This window comes from Azospirillum sp. BE72 (genome assembly GCF_031455875.1).
Classification (GTDB): domain Bacteria; phylum Pseudomonadota; class Alphaproteobacteria; order Azospirillales; family Azospirillaceae; genus Azospirillum.
Genome location: NZ_JAVDTO010000001.1, coordinates 1,149,309 through 1,166,096 on the forward strand (window position 1 = coordinate 1,149,309; position 16,788 = coordinate 1,166,096).

The following is a 16,788-nucleotide window of genomic DNA, read 5'->3' on the forward strand; positions in this document are numbered from 1 at the left end:
GCGAGAGAGTGCTCTCGGGAAAAAAAGCGACGGCAGTCCCTCCCCCGCCCAGCTCTCGCACAAAGCTATGCTTTGTGCTGACGCGGCAGGCGGACCATAGGTCCGCTGAGAGCGGGGGAGGTTAGGTGGGGGTCTAACTTCCCCACCCAACGACCAACCCCTCACATGAACCGGTTGTTCTTCGGGAACCCGTTGGGCGGCATCTTGCCCTGGCCGGCGCGGTCGCCCATCCAGCCGGTCAGGTCGGTGACGTTGAAGTTGCGCTCGCCGTTCCTCCAGCCCAGCCCTTCGGCCAGCGTGAAGGTTTTCACGTCGGCGACGCTGGCGTCCTTGTACTTCTGAAGCTGGACACCCTTGCCGCGGGTCATCACCGGCACCTGCTCCAGCGGGAAGACCAGCATCTTGCGGTTGTTGCCGATGATGGCGACGGTGTCGCCGGTCACCGGATGGCAGATGCGGGCGGACTTGCCGTCCTCCAGGTTCAGCACCTGTTTGCCGGCGCGGGTCTGGGCCAGCACCTCCGCCTCTTCCACGCGGAAGCCGCGGCCATCCTCCGACACCACCAGCAGGGTTCGGCCGGGCTGGTGGCGGAACAGGTCGACGATGTCGACGTCGTTGCCGAGGTCGATCATCAGCCGCACCGGCTCGCCGAATCCGCGGCCACGCGGCAGCTTGTCGACGCCGATGGTGAAGAACTTGCCGTTGCTGGCGAAGACCAGCAGCTTGTCGGTCGTCTCGCACCGCTCGATGAAGCCGCGGGCGTCGCCGTCCTTGTACTTCACATCCTCCGCTTCCGCGTCGGTCAGGTGGCCGCGCACCGTGCGGATCCAGCCCTTGGCGGAGCAGATGACGGTCACCGGCTCGCGCTCCACCAGGGCGTCCAGCGGCACCTCGATCACCGCCGGCGCGTCGGCCACGTCGGTGCGCCGCTTGCCGAGCGCGCCGCCGCCGAACTTCTTCTTGATCTCGGCCACGCTCTCGGCGATCCGCTTCCAGCGCAGGGTCTCGTCGCCCAGCAGTTCCAGCAGGCCGTTCTTCTCGGTGGTCAGCGTGTCGTGCTCGCGCCGGATCTCCATCTCCTCCAGCTTGCGCAGGTTGCGCAGCCGCATGTTGAGGATGGCGTCGGCCTGCACGTCGGTCAGGGTGAAGGCGCGGATCAACTCCTGCTTCGGCTCGTCCTCCTCGCGGATGATGCGGATGACCTCGTCCAGGTTCAGATACGCGGCGAGATAGCCGCCGAGAACCTCCAGCCGGTGGTCGATCTGCTTCAACCGGTGATTGGACCGGCGGACCAGCACCTCGTGCCGGTGGTCGAGGAAGGCCTGCAGCACCTCGCGCAGGTTCATCACCCGCGGCACATGATCGGCCCCCAGCACGTTCATGTTCATCGAGAAGCGGATTTCCAGGTCGGTCGCCTGGAACAGCGAGGCCATCAGCACCTCGGGATCCACGTTCCGGCTTTTTGGCACCAGGACGAGGCGGACATCCTCCGCCGATTCGTCGCGGACGTCCTCCAGCAGGATCAGCTTCTTGGCCAGCAGCAGCTCGGCGATCTTCTCGACCAGCCGGGCCTTCTGCACCTGATAAGGCACTTCGGTGACGACGATCTGCCAGGTGCCCTGGCCGAGCTTCTCCACCTCCCAGCGGGCGCGCAGGCGGAAGGCGCCGCGGCCGGTGCGGTAGGCCTCGATCACGTTCTCCCGCGACTCGACCAGCACGCCGCCGGTGGGGAAATCCGGACCGGGCATGAAGCCGACCAGCGTCTCGATGGAGGCGTCGCGTTGCTTGATCAGGTGGCGCAGCGCGTCGCAGATCTCGCCGACATTGTGCGGCGGAATGTTGGTCGCCATGCCGACCGCGATGCCGCTCGATCCGTTGGCCAGCAGGTTCGGAAAGTTGGAGGGCAGGACCGCCGGCTCGTCGCCGTCGCCGTCGTAGGTCGGGCGGAAATCGACCGCATCCTCGTCGATGCCCTCCAGCAGGGCCTTGGCGACCTCGGTCAGGCGGGCTTCGGTGTAGCGCATCGCCGCGGCGTTATCGCCGTCGATGTTGCCGAAATTGCCCTGGCCGTCGACCAGCGGATAGCGGACGGAGAAATCCTGCGCCAGACGCACCAGCGCATCGTAGACCGAGCTGTCGCCGTGCGGGTGGAACTTGCCGATCACGTCGCCGACGACGCGCGCCGACTTCTTGGGCGGGGTCGTCGGTTCCAGACGGAGCTGGCTCATGGCGAACAACAGGCGTCGGTGCACCGGCTTCAGCCCGTCGCGCACGTCGGGCAGCGAGCGGGACATGATGGTGGACAGCGCGTAGCTGAGATACCGCTCGCCGAGCGCGTCGGCCAGCGGCTTTTCCAGGATTTCGGAGGCGGGGTTTTGCGGCTTCATGATGATGGGGTCTATCAGTTTCAGGATGAGCGCGCTACCGCGTTCGCGTAACGTTCTCTCAACCGTTCACGCGCGGGCGGCAGCGGCCCGTTCAGCACGTGGCGTTCCAGGAAATGCGCGGTCAGCCGCAACCCGTCGGACACCGAAGCCGGCCCGCCGCCGCCGCGCCCGGCCAGGAAATCGGGCAGGGGAAGCAGCCGGTCGCGATAGGGCTCGCCCACCGACGCGGTCACCGCGCGGCCGGTGCGCGGGCTGACATAGGCGAGATAGTCGTTGGCCCCCGACACGGCGCAGCGGTCGAGGTCGAGGCCGAATCCAAGCTCCGCCAGCAGCCCGATCTCCCAGCGCACATAGCTCTCCGCCCAGGCCGGGCTTTCCAGCAGGTCGAACAGGGCGAGCAGCCCGTCGAACAGGGCGGGGTGGGCCGCCCGCTCCGGCAATGCCGCTTCGACCAGTGCGCAGGCGCTGATCAGCGCGGCCAGCGCCTGGGCGTCGTCGAAGAAATTGGCGGCATAGCCCTTCACCGGCTCCAGCGTGAAATGGCCGAGATGCTCCGGCAGACGCCCGCGCCAGCGGACATGGACCAGGGTTCCCGGCTCCAGCGTGCCGCGCTGGCGCGCCGAGCGGCCACCCATCACCATGCCGGCATGGCGGCCGTGCTCACGCGTCAGCAGGGTCGCGACGGCGGACCCTTCCCCCTGGGGGCGGGCGGACAGAACGATTCCCTGATCGGACCAATCCATCGGTGCCGTTCGCAGAAGAGGTGGCAGGGGAGATGGCGAGCTATCCTAATATAGGAAAAAATCTCCCCAAGGGAACCGGTCGTGACGAATGGAACCGCCCGCATCGAGGGCATTCACCGATTCTTCACCAAACCACCCCCACAATCGTCACCTCAACGGTGGGAGGCCCCACCAATCGCAGGCCGCCAACGGGTCCGACGAGGGGTCTTGAACACCAACATCGACCGATATCTGCTGGCGGAAAAGGCCGGCTCCGAAGGCGTCTGGGATTGGGACCTGCGCAGCGACACGCTGTATCTCTCCCCCCGCTTCAAGGATTTCCTCGGTCTGCCCCCGGGCAACCCCAGCCGCGAGACCAACCGGCCGAACGACTGGCTGTCGCTGGTCCATCCCGAAGACATCGACTGGCTGCACGCCTCGTTCGAGGCGCAGATGGTCGGCCTGACGGTTCCCTTCCAGATCGAACACCGCGTCCGCCGTGCCGATGCGGACGCCGAGTCGACCGGCAAACCGCAATGGCGCTGGCTGGTCTGCCGCGGCATGGCGGTGATGGATGACTCGGGCGACCCGATCCGGCTGGTCGGCTCCGTCGCCGACATCACCGACCGCAAGCTCGCCGAACAGCGCCTGCGCCAGAGCGAGGAACGCTATGCGCTCGCCGCCGCCGGTGCCGCCGACGGGCTGTGGGACTGGCACATCGACAGCGGCGAGGTCTATTACTCCCCGCGCTGGAAGGCGATGCTGGGCTATGAGGACGCCGAGATCGGCGACACCATCGACGAGTGGTTCCGGCGCGTCCTGCCCGACGACCTGGACGGGCTGCAGACCGCGATCAACCTGCATTTGGCCGGAGAGCGTCCGCACCTTCAGCACGAATTCCGCATCCGCGACAAGGCCGGGCAGGAGATGTGGATGCTGGTGCGCGGTCTGGCGGTGCGCAATGAGAAGGCGCGCATCGAAAAGGGCGGCGCCGTCCGCATGGCCGGTTCGATGACCGACATCACCGCGCGCAAGAGGGCCGAACAGCAGATCCTGTTCGATGCCGTCCACGACGCCATGACCGGGCTGCCCAACCGCACGCTACTGCTCGACCGCATCGGGCAGGCGCTGGACCGCAACCGCCGGGCCGGCGCCCGGCCCTTCGCCGCGATCATCATCGACCTGGACCGCTTCAAGGCGATCAACGACGCGCTGGGCAGCAGTGCCGGCGACCGCGTGCTGCGCATCATCGCCAAGCGGCTCGACACCAGCCGCCGTGTCGGCGATACGCTGGCCCGGCTGTCCGCCGACGAATTCGCCGTGCTGGTGGACGAACTGGACGACGCCGGCGACGCGCTGGAGGCGGCGGAGCGCATGGCCCGCGCCATTTCCCGCCCGATAACGCTGGAGGAGGGGCGCGACCTCGTGCTGACCGCCTCGATCGGCGTGGCGCTGAGCCAGACCGGCTACGACCGGGCGGAGGACATGCTGCGCGACGCCAGCCTGTCCATGTACCGCGCCAAGAGCGGCGGGCGCGCGCGCATCGACGTCTTCGACGCCAATCTCCGCCGGCAGGCGATGGCCGCCATGCGGATGGAGGCCGACCTGCGCGCCGCTCTGGAACAGGGCCAGCTCTGCCTGCATTACCAGCCCATCGTCCTGCTGGAAACCGGGGCCATCGCCGGCTTCGAGGCGCTGATGCGCTGGAACCACCCCGACCGTGGCCTGGTCCCGCCCGCGGAGTTCATCCCGCTGGCCGAGGAGACCGGCCTGATCGCACCGATGGGCCGCTGGGCATTGGGCGAGGCGGTGCGGCAGTTGGCGCATTGGCAGGCGCGCTTCCCAAGGCCCGTGCCGCTGTTCATGAGCGTCAACGTCTCCACCCGCCAATTCCGTGACGACGATCTGGTCGGGGCGGTTCGCGACCTGCTGGACGCCGTGCCGATCCCGCCGTCCAGCCTGAAGCTGGAGTTGACCGAAAGCCTGCTGATGCAGGACCCGGACGAATGCCGGATGCTGATGCAGAGCATCCGCGACATGGACGTCCGGCTGTCGATCGACGATTTCGGCACCGGCTATTCCTCGCTGGCCTACCTGCATAAGCTGCCGGTTGATGTGCTGAAGATCGACCGCAGCTTCGTCCGCGCGGTGTCGACCGGGGAGGGCAACGCCGCCATCGTCCAGGTCATTGCCGGCCTTGCCACCATTTTGCGGCTCGACGCCGTGGCGGAAGGGGTGGAAACGGCGGACGAAGCGGTGTATCTGCGCGGTCTGTGCAAGTACGCCCAAGGCTATCACTTCGCCCGCCCGGCCCCGCCGGAGGCGGTGGAGCGGCTGCTGGCCGCCGAAGACGAGCACATCGCCCTGCCAGCATCGGCCTGAAGCCGTTGCGAGCTGTCGTTATTTGGAGTTTGCCCGATGTCGGACCGCACCTGCGGTGAATGCACCCTCTGCTGCAAGCTGATGGGGGTGCCGGAGCTGAAGAAGCCTTCGGCCAAGTGGTGCGCGTCCTGCGACCAGGGCAAGGGCTGCGCGATCTACGAGGAGCGGCCGCAATCCTGCCGGAACTTCCAGTGCTTCTGGCTGATGGACGAGAATTTCCCCGACGAGTTCCGCCCCGACCGCATCCACGCGCTGGCCGCCTTCAACGACGTGAAGGACAGCTGCGTTCTGCATGTCGACCCCGCAAAGCCGCGCGCCATGGGCAGCCCGGAGGTCCAGGCGCTGACCGACGCGCTGCTGAAGGTCTATTCGAAGGTGTTTTTCCTCTGCGGCAAGGAAAGCGCGATGATGCAGCGGTGAGGGATTGGGGGCGCCCCTTCCGGAGGCGCCCTACCGCTTCACCCCGCTCTCATGGACGCGGACCGCGTCCTCGATCCCCATCGCCAGCATCCGCGCGACACAGTCGTAGCCGGCGTCGTTCTGGTGCACGCCATCCGGCCCGATCAGGTCGGTGACGGCCATGCCGCGCGTCTCCACCAGCGACCGCATCACGTCGAACCGGTGGAACAGGCCGACACGCTGATCGGCGGCGATCCCGGCGATGCGGGACAGCATCGGGGCGACGCCGGTCTTTTCCAGCATCCTCGGCGCGTATTGCAGGTCCATCAGCACCACGTCCACCCCGGCGGCGCGCAGCCGCTCCACCCCTTGGCGGACGGAACGCTCGCTCAGGCCCTGGTCGCCGTCGCGCAGCACGGTGTTGGCGCCGACCTGCCAGATCACCAGATCGGGCTTGGCGCCCAGCGCGTCGGCGTCGATCCGCTTTTCGGTCTGGTCGTCGGTCTCGCCGTTGATGCCGCGATTCAATACTGCGATGTCCGCGTTGCGGAACCGCTCGGCCAGATAATGGGCGAGGCGGGCCGGATAGGCTTTGTCGGGCGCGCTCGCCCCCGCCCCGGCGGTGGAGGAGGACCCGATGGCGACGATGCGGATCGGCGCGCCGGTCGCGATGCGCTGGGACAGCTGCGGCAGGGGAGCCGAAAGCGCAGCCTCCCCACGGGGAAGCTGGCATCGCGCCGAGGCCGCGGGATCGGCGGCCAATGCGGGAGCGGATATGGCGATTGTGGCGATCAGCGTCAGGAGGCGGGCGGCGTGATGCAGGCTGAAGGGCTTGTTCAAGGGCTCGTTCCGTTGCTTCGCGCTATTGCCGGGGGGATGGCCGCCGGGGGATCTGCCTCCGGCCGGGCGATCATCGTGGCGATGCTTTCCGCCAGCAATTGTCCGATGCAACGGTGAACGAATTCATAAGACCGCCGCTTCGCCTCGTCACCCTCGTCGGCGAAATCGACCCGGCCATCCTCAACCCAATGCCGCATGATGTCGTAGCGGGGGAAGTGGAAGACGTCGGAACTCTGGGCCAGCCAGGACATGTAGGACACGTAGGGTGCGAAGTCGATCAACTGCGCCGTGTGCATGCTGTACTGCATGTCCATGATGACGATGTCGGCGCCGCGGCGTTGGACTTCGGCGATGCCGGCCTCCAGCGCCATGCCGAAACCTTCCGGATCCAGGTTGCGCATGGCATCGACCGTGCCGGTCTGCCAGACCACCAGCGCCGGGCGCTGGTCGGCGACCGCCTGGGCCAGCGGTGCCACCATGGCGGGCGCCGGCTCGCCGGGCAGGCTCAGCACGGCGGTCCGGACGGCGCGGCCGGGCAGGCGGCGCTTCAACTCCTCCTCCAGCCGGGCGGGATAGCCGACGATGCCGGGTTTGGAGGCCTGCTTGGCGGAATGGACGATCAGGACCGACAGAGGCCGGCCGGCGGCCAGCCGAGCCGCCACCCGCGGCAGCCCTTCACCGGGAGCAAGCACGGTGTCCGGCACGGAACAGGCGGGATCCACCGCCGCGGCGTTCGCCGCGTGGGCCGGTCCGGAAAGGGCGAGAGCCGCCAGCGCGATGGCCGTGGCCGTCAGCAACCGTCTCAACCCCCGTCCGCTCATGCACCCACATTCCTGCTGGCAGCGACCCTGTGGCGACGCGCCCGTTCGGCCGACTGGTACCAGCCGAGGAAGCGGGCCAGCAGCACCATCGTGGCGATGCCCAGCACGGTAACAAGGAACTGTGCGGAAAGCGAGCCGCTGACATGGACCAGCACGGTCTGCCCGGCGAAGGACAGCAGCACGCCCAGGCAGAACACCTGCAGCGATTGCCGTCCGCAGTCGAGCACCGGCGCGGCCAGCGATCCGTTCAGCCAGGACGCCCCGGCCGGCACCGCCCGGAGCACGACATAGGCCAGCGCGAAGAAATGCAGCAGGCGCAGCGGGTCGAGGTCGGTCTTGCTGATGGGGTAGAGGAACTCCGTCACCGCGTCGGGGATCAGCGCATGGAGCGGGGCGAACTTCCAGGACAGGGTCAGGTACAGCCCGGCCAGCAGGATCGCGACCGCCGCGACCATCACCGGCAGGCGGAAGCGGGTCAGCACGGCGCGCACATCCGGCTGGAACTGCAATGCCGCGCCCGCCACGAACAGCAACTGCCAGGTGAAGGGGTTGAAGTACCAGACGCCGCCGTCCGGGTGGGTGGGCAGGTTCCACCCCCAATGCCTGGACGCCAGATAGACCGCGGCGGAACCGGCCAGAACCGCCAGCGGCCGGCGGCGCAACGCCGGCAGCAGCAGGGGAAAGGCCAGCAGAAGCACGATGTAGAGCGGCAGCACATCCAGGTTCGCCGGTCTGAACTTCAGCAGCAGGGCCTGGGTCAGGGCGGTGACGGGGTCCTGGAAATAGCCGGCGATGCCCATCTCCTCCGCGAACAGCGGGCTGTCGAAGGCGCGGGCGGTGTAGGCGATCTGGGCGGTGAAGGCGAAGAACAGGATGATGTAGGTGGCGTACAGCGTCCAGCAGCGGTGCAGCACCTGTGCCGCCGCCATCGGCATGCCCTGCCGGTCCAGCGTCCGGCCATAGACCAGCGCCGCGGTGTAGCCGGAGATGAAGACGAAGATCTCCGTGGCGTCGCTCAGGCCGAAATTCCGCGGCGTCAGCCAGGAAATCTGGTTGGCCGGAATATGGTTCACGAAGATGAACCACAGCGCCAGCCCGCGGAAAAAGTCCAGCCGCAGGTCGCGCGCCGCGGCAGTCTCCGCCCCACGCTCCGCCACAGTCACGTCTCTCATGGCCATCCAACCCGCAAGGTCCCACGCTCCCCCATCAACACGCCGGCGCGGTCTTAAGCTCCGCCGGCCATCCTTTCCAGGGATCATTTCCCCGGGTCGTCGGCCGTGCCTGAACAGATGGGGGCAGCGGCGGCGGAGTCGAGAAGCAATGCCGCCGGACCCGCGGTCGACGTCGTCCGGCCGGAGTGGTTGAATGGAACCCCTGGCTTCGCGCCGCAGCGTTAAACCTCTGAAATAAGGACGTCAATTCCGCTTCACGCTTGATCCCGACCATTCGCTTCCTGCATAATCCGATCAGCGAAAGAAAGCTGGGACGGATCGGCCGGAAGGCCGGCCGCAAACCCGGATGGATGGGAGGAAGCGCAAGCAGAGACCGGGAACGGTCGTGCCGCCCATGTGCAGGCGCGTGGGCTTTCACGGTGTCCCGGATGCGCCGTCCGGGCCGGCCGAGCATGCATCCGGTCATCCGTGCATCCGGCCGGGCTGCATTCCAACCACTCCCGCTTTTCCCGCTCAACCGGTGCCATGCGGTCCCGTCGAGGGTCCGGTTTGGCCGGTTGCGGGCCGGCTGAACCCGGTCCGGCAACAAGAACGCATAACAGAGAACGGACAAAGGGAGCTTCTGGATGAAACGTCGTGCATTTCTGACCTCGGCCGGTGTGGGCGTCGCCGCCAGCACGCTTGCCGCCCCCGCCATTGCGCAGTCCTCGCCCGAGATCAAGTGGCGTTGCGCCTCCAGCTTCCCGAAGAGCCTCGACACCATCTACGGTGGTGCAGAGTTCGTGTCCAAGCGCGTGGCCGAGCTGACCGACGGCAAGTTCCAGATCCGCGTCTTCGCGGCCGGTGAAATCGTCCCGGCGCTCCAGGTTCTGGATGCGGTCAAGGACGGCACCATCGAGTGCGGCCACACCGTTTCCTACTATTACGTCGGCAAGGATCCGACCTTCGCCTTCGACGCGGCGATGCCGTTCGGCCTGAACGCGCGCCAGCAGAACGCCTGGATGACCCATGGCGGCGGCAAGGAGCTGATGGCGGAGTTCTTCGCCGGTCACAACCTCGTCGCCATCGGCGCCGGCAACACCGGCACCCAGATGGGCGGCTGGTTCCGCAAGGAAATCAAGTCGGTCGAAGACCTGAAGGGCCTGAAGTTCCGCATCGGCGGCTATGCCGGCACCATCATGGCCCGCCTGGGCGTCGTGCCGCAGCAGATCGGCGGCGGCGACATCTATCCGGCGCTGGAAAAGGGCACCATCGACGGCGCCGAGTTCGTCGGCCCCTACGATGACGAGAAGCTCGGCTTCAACAAGGTCGCCAAGTACTACTACTATCCCGGCTGGTGGGAAGGCGGCCCGCAGGTCTCCATGATGTTCGGCAAGGAGAAGTTCGAATCGCTGCCGCCGGCCTACAAGGCGGCGCTGCACGCGGCCTGCTCCGACGCGACGCTGGACATGTTGGGCAAGTACGACGTCCAGAACATGACCGCGCTGAAGCGTCTGGTCGCTGCCGGCACCCAGCTGCGTCCCTTCCCCAACGAGGTGATGCAGGCCTGCTATCAGGCCGCCATCGAGGTGTACGAGGAAGAGGCCGCGAAGAACGAGAAGTTCCGCAAGATCTACGAGGCGTGGAAGAAGTTCCGCGAGGAGGAGTATCTGTGGTTCCGCGTCGCCGAATACAGCTTCGACCGCTTCGTCTACGCGGCTCCGCCGCTTGAGAAGAAGAAATAAGGAGTTTTTGGGTGGGGCGTCGGCTTCGATTGCCCCCACCCTAACCCTCCCCCGCTGGGTGGGGGAGGGGACAAGCGCCTATGCGGGAGAGTGACGGCAGTCCCTCCCCCGCTCAGCGGGGGAGGTTAGGTGGGGGCAATCGAAGCCAACCACTCTCACACCTCGATCACCATCCCATCGAACGCCGGCTCGACCCCCTCCGGCAGGATCCGCCGCAGGCTGTCATAGTCCATGGTGTTGTCCATGTGGGTCAGATAGGCCCGCCGCGGCTGGACCCGCTCGATCCATTCCAGCGTCAGCGCCAGATGCGCGTGCACGGGATGGGGCGGCTCGATCCGGCCGCAGTCGACCACCCAGGTGTCCACCCCCGCCAGCGCCGCGAAGGCCCGCTCGTCCAGCCGCACCACGTCGGTCGAATAGGCGAAGCCGCCGAACCGGTAGCCCACCGTCCGCATATAGCCGTGGTCCTGCTCGAACGGCGTCACCTTCAGCCCCTTCACGCTGAACGGGCCGTCGATCCGGTGCGACCGCAGCACCGGCCGGTAGAAGGGATAGCCTTCCGGCAACGGATCGAAGCAGTAGGGGAAACGGATCTCGATGTCGCGCAGATGCTCGTCCCAGCCATAGGCGTCGATCGGCGCATGCATCTGCCGGCAGATCTCGCGCAGCTCGTCGATGCCGTGGCAGTGGTCGGCGTGCTGGTGCGTCCACAGCACGGCGTCCAGTCGCGAGCAGCCGCTGTCGAGGAACTGCTGGCGCAGATCGGGCGAGGTATCGATCAGGACCGATACGCCGCCGCTCTCCACCAGCACCGACGGGCGCATGCGGCGGTTCTTCGGGTTGGCGGGATCGCAGCGGCCCCACTGGCCGCCCGGCACCCCGGCGATCACCGGAACGCCGCGCGACCCGCCGCAGCCAAGGACGGTCACGCGCATCGCGCCGGTTGATGCGCCGTCCAGCGTCATGCAGCCGCCTTGTCGAACAGGCGGAAGAAGTTGTCGGTGGTGACGCGGGCCAGTTCCTCCGCCGACACCCCCTTCACCTCGGCCACGCAGGCCGCGGTGTGGGCGACATAGGCCGGCTCGTTGCGCTTGCCGCGGAACGGAATGGGCGCGAGGTAGGGCGCGTCCGTCTCCACCAGGATGCGGTCGAGCGGCACGTCCTTCACGATGGCGCGCAGGTCTTCCGACTTCTTGAAGGTGACGATCCCCGACAGCGACAGGCTGAAACCGTACTCCACCGCCTCCTCCGCCAGCGCGCGGCCGGAGCTGAAGCAGTGCAGCAGGCCCTTCACCTTCTGTCCGGCCGCTTCCTCCTTGACGATGCGCATGGTGTCGTCGTCGGCGTCGCGGGTATGGATGATCAGCGGCAGGCCGGTCTCCAGGCTGGCGCGGATGTGCCGGCGGAAGCACTCCTGCTGCTGGTCGCGCGGGCTCTTGTCATAGAAGTAGTCGAGTCCGGTCTCGCCCAGCCCGATCACCTTGGGATGGCGCGACAGCTCCACCAGCGTCTCGGTCGTGGTGATGGCGAACTCCTCCGCCGCCTGGTGGGGATGGACCCCGACCGAGCAGAGGATGTCGTCATAGCGTTCCGCCACCGCCAGGATGCGGTCGAACCGGCTGATGTAGGTGCAGATGGTGACCATCCGCCCGATTCCGGCCTGCCGGGCGCGGTCGACGACCGCGTCCAGCTCTTCGGCGAAATCGGGAAAGTCGAGATGGCAATGGCTGTCGACGAGCATAAGCGGACTCAGGCCTTCGGTTCTTCGACATAGCGCGGGAAGACGCCCTGCGGCGTCGGCAGCGGCGTGCCGGCGACCAGCGCCCCCGACGGCCCCAGCGTGCCGAAGCCGCGCGCATCCGGCCCCAGCGCCAGTAGGTCGAGGATCTTGGCGGAGCTGTCCGGCATCACCGGCTGGGTCAGGATGGCGAGATGGCGGATCGTCTCGGCCAGCACATACAGCACGGTCGCCATGCGCGCCGGGTCGGTCTTCTTCAGCGCCCAGGGGGCCTGCTCGTCGACATAGCGGTTGGCGTCGCCGACCACGGCCCAGATGGCGTCCAGCGCCTTGTGGAAGGCCTGCGCCTTGATCTCCGCCCGGACGATGTCGAGGATGCCGTAGGCGGAGCCCAGCAGCGCGTTGTCCGCTTCCGTGAACTCGCCCGGCGTCGGCACGGCGGCACCGCAGTTCTTGCCGATCATCGACAGGACGCGCTGCACCAGATTGCCGTAATCGTTGGCGAGATTGCCGTTGATCCGGTTGACCATCTGCTTGTGCGAAAAGTCGCCGTCATTGCCGAAGGGCACTTCGCGCAGCAGGAAGTAACGGGTCTGGTCGAGGCCGTAGGTGTTGACCAACGCGTCCGGCGCGATGACGTTGCCCAGCGACTTCGACATCTTCTGGCCTTCGATCGTCCACCAGCCATGGGCGAAAACCCGCTTGGGCGGCTGCAGGCCGGCGGCCATCAGGAAGGCCGGCCAATAGACGGCGTGGAAGCGCAGGATGTCCTTGCCGACCATGTGCAGGTCGGCCGGCCAGTACTTGGCATACTCGCCCGTCGTGTCGGGATAGCCGACGGCGGTGATGTAGTTCGCCAGCGCGTCGAGCCAGACATACATGATGTGGGCGTCGTCGCCCGGCACCGGGATGCCCCACTTGAAGGTGGTGCGGCTGACCGACAGATCCTTCAGCCCCGACTTGACGAAGGACATCACCTCGTTGCGCTTACCGGCCGGCGCGATGAAGTCCGGGTTCTGCTCGTAGAACTCGATCAGCCGGTCCTGCCAGGCCGAGAGCTTGAAGAAGTATGACGGCTCCTCCACCCACTCGCACTCGGCGCCGGTGGGGGCGATCTTCTTGCCCTCGGCATTGGTGGTCAGCTCGTCCTCGCCATAGAAGGCCTCGTCGCGAACCGAATACCAGCCGGCGTAGGAGCCGAGGTAAATCTCGCCCTTCTCCTTCAGCACCGTCCACAGCGCCTGCACCGACGCGACATGGCGCGGCTCGGTGGTGCGGATGAAATCGTCGTTGGAATAGTTCATCAGCGACACGAGATCGCGGAAATTCTGCGACACCCGGTCGGTGAACTCCTGCGGCGGGATGCCGGCCTTCTCCGCCGACTTCTCCACCTTCTGGCCATGCTCGTCGGTGCCGGTCAGGAACTTCACGTCATAGCCGTCGAGCCGCATGAACCGGGCGAGGACGTCGCAGGCAAGCGTCGTGTAGGCGTGGCCGATGTGCGGCACGTCGTTCACGTAATAGATCGGCGTCGTCAGGTAGAAGGTCTTCGGCCCGGCCATTTGCGGCACTTTCTTTCAAGTCAGGTTCAACCGGCAGGTTCTGAAACAACCCTAGGCGGCTGCCGTTTCCAGCGCCGACAGGGCGTTCAGGACCACCTGCTTGCGGTCCAGGTTTGCGGATTCCGCGCGCGCGAAAAGACGCTGAACCTTTTCCCACACCTCCACCCAACGTTCAAGACCGCGGGCGTTGGCCAGCCGGGTCATCAGGGCGGCTTCGCCCGGCACCACCTCCGCCGGCCAGGACCCCCGGGCGAGCGAGCGGGCGAAGCGGGCTAGCCACCAGACCAGCAGCTCCGTCGCCGTCTCGAACATCCCGTCATCCTGCTTGCGGGTCAGCTTGTCGCCGAAGGCATGCGCCGCGACGATGTCGATGCGCGGCAGGTCGGACAGCAGCCCGATCATCTCGCGGTACAGCGCCAGCCCGCCCGCATCGGCCAGATCGATGGCGCGGCCGACGCTGCCTTCCGACAGACGGGCCAGTGCCGGACGGTCGTCGGCGGCGATGTCCGGCCGGTGCTGCCCCAGCAGATCGATCACCGTCTCTTCGTCCAGCGGCTTCAGCGTCAGCTTGCGGCAGCGCGAGCGGATGGTCGGCAGCATGCCGCCGGGATTGTCGCTGACCAGCAGCAGCAGGGCGCCGGGCGGCGGCTCCTCCAGGATTTTCAGGATGGCGTTCAGGCCGCTCAGGTTCATGCGGTCGGCGCCGTCGATCACCGCGACGCGCCAGCCGCCTTCCGCCGAGGTGCGGCGCAGGAAGGGGCCGATCTTGCGCACGTCGTCCACCGCGATGTCGCGCTTCAGCCGGCCCTTCTTCTCGTCGCGCTGGCGCTCGATGGTCAGCAGGTCGGCATGCCCGCCCGACGCCACCCGCCGGAACACCGGATGGTCCGGCCCGATATGCAGCGAGGTAACGGGCGTGGCCCCGCCGAACAGGCTGTCGCCCTGCTGCTCCTGCGCCAGGACGAAGCGGGCGAAGCGGAAGGCCAGCGTCGCCTTGCCGATCCCCGGCGTCCCGCCGATCAGCCAGGCATGCGGCAGCCGGCCGGAGTTCCAGGCCTCCAGCAGCAGCCGTTCCGCCTCCTCATGCCCGACGAGATCCGGGTTGCGCCGGGGGGCGAGAGCCTCTTCGGCGGCGGGAGCCGCCGGGGCCGGGGTGCGGGCCTTGCTCACGGCGCCAGCTCCAGACGCCCGGACACCGCGTCCCAAATGCGCGCCTGCACGGTGTCGAGGTCGGCGTCGGCATCCACCACGGCGCAGCGCTCCGGCTCCCGCCGGGCGATGTCGAGGAAGCCGTCGCGCAGCCGCTGGTGAAAGCCGATGTCCATCCGCTCATAGCGGTCCTCGCCGCCATGGCGCGCCACCGCGCGGCGCAGGCCGGTCTCCACCTCGATGTCGAGGATCAGCGTCAGGTCGGGGCGGAAGCCGCCCAGCGCCGCCGTCTGCAGCGTCTCCACCAACTCGCGCCCCAGCCCCAGCCCATAGCCCTGATAGGCCATGGTGCTGTCGAAGAACCGGTCGCACAGCACCCAGTTGCCGGCCTCCAGCGCCGGCCACACCGTGCGCTCCAGATGATCGCGGCGGGCGGCGGTGTGCAGCAGCGCCTCCGTCACCGGACTCCAGCGGCCGGTCTCGCCGGTCACCAGCAGGCCGCGGATCTCCTCGGCACCCGGCGATCCGCCCGGCTCGCGCGTCGTCACCAACTCAAGGCCGCGGGCGCGCAGGGCCTCCCGCAGGGTCTCGGCCAGCCGGCGCAGTTGCGTCGACTTGCCGGCCCCTTCGCCGCCTTCCAGCGTGATGAAGCGCCCGCGATGTGGAGAGGTCGGCATGGTCGTCACGGTCACAGGCTGTTGCCGAAGACGAGATACTTGGCGGCGGCGAAGGCGCGGCCGAAGATGCCGGCCTTCGGCACGTCCTGGGCGGCCACCACCGGCACCTCCTTGCCCGGGAAGCCGGGGGCGGAGATCACCAGCTTGCCCACCGTGTCGCCCTTCTTGATCGGTGCGGCGACCGGGGCGTTGCTGACCAGCGACACCTTCATGCCGGGACGATCGGCGCGGCCCATGGTGACGCTCAGGTTCTGCGGCACGGTGACGGGAACGGTCTCCTGCTCGCCGAGCCAGACCGGCACCTGGTCGATCGTCTCGCCGCCCTTGTAGAGCGTGTAGGAGGCGAATTCACGGAAGCCCCATTCGATCAGGCGGGCCGATTCGTCGGCGCGCGCCTGCATGCTGGGCAGGCCGTTGACCACCAGCAGCAGTCGGCGCCCCTCGCGCTCGCCCGACGCGGTCAGGCCATATCCGCCGGCGTCGGTGTGGCCGGTCTTCATGCCGTCCACGTCCATGCCGCGGTAGAGCAGCGGGTTGCGGTTGCCCTGGTTGATGCCGTGGTACTTGAACTCCCGGATCGAATAGTAATGGTAGTATTCCGGATAGTCCTTGATCAGATGCTCGGCCAGCAGCGCCAGATCGCGCGCGGTCATGTAGTGGTTGGGGTCGGGCCAGCCGGTGGAGTTGACGAGGTTGGTGTTCTTCAGCCCCAGCTCGCGCGCCTTGCGGTTGGCCTGCTCGGCGAAGGAGCCTTCCGACCCGGCCAGACCCTCGGCCAGCACGATGCAGGCGTCGTTGCCGGACTGGACGATCATGCCCTTGATCAGGTCGTCGACCTTGATGTTGTTGTGAAGCTCCACGAACATCTTGGAGCCCTGCATCCGCCATGCCCGCTCGCTGACCGGCAGCGTGCTCTCCAGCGTCAGGCGGCCGGCCTTGATCGCCTCGAAGGTCAGATAGGCGGTCATGATCTTGCTCATCGACGACGGCGCCATGCGCTCGTCGGCGTTCTTCTCGAACAGCACGGTGTTCGAAGTCAGGTCGAGCAGGATCGCCTGCTTGGCGATGGTGTCGATGGTCGCGGCCTGGACGGAGGCCGCGGTCATGCCGGCGCCTATCGTGGCCCCGGCCATCGCGATCCCGGCCGCCATTCCAACCGAAAGGGCAACGGAACGGCCGAAAACGGCGCACAGGCGGACGACAACAGCGTTCATG

The 16,788-nt window shown here is 67.4% G+C and carries 14 protein-coding genes; 3 read left to right on the plus strand and 11 right to left on the minus strand.

Annotation, left to right across the window (positions count from 1 at the left end):
* Window positions 1-161: 161 nt before the first annotated feature.
* Window positions 162-2,387 (minus strand): DNA topoisomerase IV subunit A, encoded by a 2,226-nt coding sequence (gene parC / locus J2Y49_RS05665; protein ID WP_310113101.1) that lies wholly within the window; start codon window positions 2,385-2,387, stop codon window positions 162-164.
* A gap of 20 nt (window positions 2,388-2,407) precedes the next feature.
* Window positions 2,408-3,130: a DNA repair protein RecO gene (recO, locus tag J2Y49_RS05670; protein ID WP_310113103.1), complete on the minus strand. Its 723-nt coding sequence runs from the start codon at window positions 3,128-3,130 to the stop codon at window positions 2,408-2,410.
* A 207-nt stretch (window positions 3,131-3,337) separates the two neighbouring features.
* On the opposite strand from recO, the gene J2Y49_RS05675 reads away from it, so the two are divergent.
* Complete coding sequence (locus J2Y49_RS05675) at window positions 3,338-5,491, plus strand: EAL domain-containing protein (protein WP_310113105.1); 2,154 nt, start codon at window positions 3,338-3,340, stop codon at window positions 5,489-5,491.
* Window positions 5,492-5,527: 36 nt separating this feature from the next.
* Complete coding sequence (locus tag J2Y49_RS05680) at window positions 5,528-5,911, plus strand: hypothetical protein (RefSeq protein ID WP_310113107.1); 384 nt, start codon at window positions 5,528-5,530, stop codon at window positions 5,909-5,911.
* Between the two features lie 30 nt (window positions 5,912-5,941).
* On the opposite strand, the gene J2Y49_RS05685 is transcribed toward J2Y49_RS05680, so the two are convergent.
* The 3 genes from J2Y49_RS05685 to J2Y49_RS05695 are packed head-to-tail and all read right to left on the minus strand — an operon-like array spanning window position 5,942 to window position 8,723.
* Window positions 5,942-6,730, minus strand: coding sequence for an SGNH/GDSL hydrolase family protein (locus J2Y49_RS05685; RefSeq protein WP_310113109.1), 789 nt, complete (start codon window positions 6,728-6,730; stop codon window positions 5,942-5,944).
* Entirely contained in the window at window positions 6,727-7,551 is an 825-nt protein-coding gene (locus tag J2Y49_RS05690) for a hypothetical protein (protein ID WP_310113111.1), read from the minus strand. Before J2Y49_RS05690 ends, J2Y49_RS05685 begins: the two co-directional genes overlap by 4 nt.
* Window positions 7,548-8,723, minus strand: coding sequence for an OpgC domain-containing protein (locus tag J2Y49_RS05695; protein ID WP_310113112.1), 1,176 nt, complete (start codon window positions 8,721-8,723; stop codon window positions 7,548-7,550). Before J2Y49_RS05695 ends, J2Y49_RS05690 begins: the two co-directional genes overlap by 4 nt.
* Before the next feature lie 626 nt (window positions 8,724-9,349).
* Between J2Y49_RS05695 and J2Y49_RS05700 the strand changes: the two genes are divergently transcribed.
* The gene (locus tag J2Y49_RS05700) at window positions 9,350-10,447 is read left to right on the plus strand and encodes a TRAP transporter substrate-binding protein (RefSeq protein ID WP_310113114.1); all 1,098 of its coding nucleotides are present in this window, start codon (window positions 9,350-9,352) and stop codon (window positions 10,445-10,447) included.
* Window positions 10,448-10,602: 155 nt separating this feature from the next.
* Here J2Y49_RS05700 and J2Y49_RS05705 read toward each other — a convergent pair whose 3' ends face one another.
* From J2Y49_RS05705 to J2Y49_RS05730, 6 genes are read right to left on the minus strand one after another with little or no spacing between them, the layout of a single operon-like run.
* A complete protein-coding gene (locus J2Y49_RS05705) occupies window positions 10,603-11,412 on the minus strand; it encodes an MBL fold metallo-hydrolase (protein ID WP_310113116.1) in 810 nt (269 codons plus the stop codon).
* A complete protein-coding gene (locus J2Y49_RS05710; RefSeq protein WP_310113118.1) occupies window positions 11,409-12,188 on the minus strand; it encodes a TatD family hydrolase in 780 nt (259 codons plus the stop codon). Before J2Y49_RS05710 ends, J2Y49_RS05705 begins: the two co-directional genes overlap by 4 nt.
* An 8-nt stretch (window positions 12,189-12,196) precedes the next feature.
* Window positions 12,197-13,747 carry a methionine--tRNA ligase gene (metG, locus tag J2Y49_RS05715; RefSeq protein ID WP_310113119.1) on the minus strand — a complete coding sequence of 517 codons (1,551 nt, stop codon included), beginning with the start codon at window positions 13,745-13,747 and terminating at the stop codon, window positions 12,197-12,199.
* A 51-nt stretch (window positions 13,748-13,798) separates the two neighbouring features.
* Complete coding sequence (locus J2Y49_RS05720; RefSeq protein ID WP_310113120.1) at window positions 13,799-14,917, minus strand: DNA polymerase III subunit delta'; 1,119 nt, start codon at window positions 14,915-14,917, stop codon at window positions 13,799-13,801.
* On the minus strand, window positions 14,914-15,573 hold the full coding sequence (gene tmk / locus J2Y49_RS05725; protein ID WP_310113121.1) for a dTMP kinase: 660 nt from the start codon (window positions 15,571-15,573) through the stop codon (window positions 14,914-14,916). The genes J2Y49_RS05720 and tmk overlap by 4 nt, the downstream gene beginning before the upstream one ends.
* An 11-nt stretch (window positions 15,574-15,584) precedes the next feature.
* On the minus strand, window positions 15,585-16,787 hold the full coding sequence (locus tag J2Y49_RS05730; RefSeq protein WP_310113122.1) for a D-alanyl-D-alanine carboxypeptidase family protein: 1,203 nt from the start codon (window positions 16,785-16,787) through the stop codon (window positions 15,585-15,587).
* Window position 16,788 lies beyond the last annotated feature (1 nt).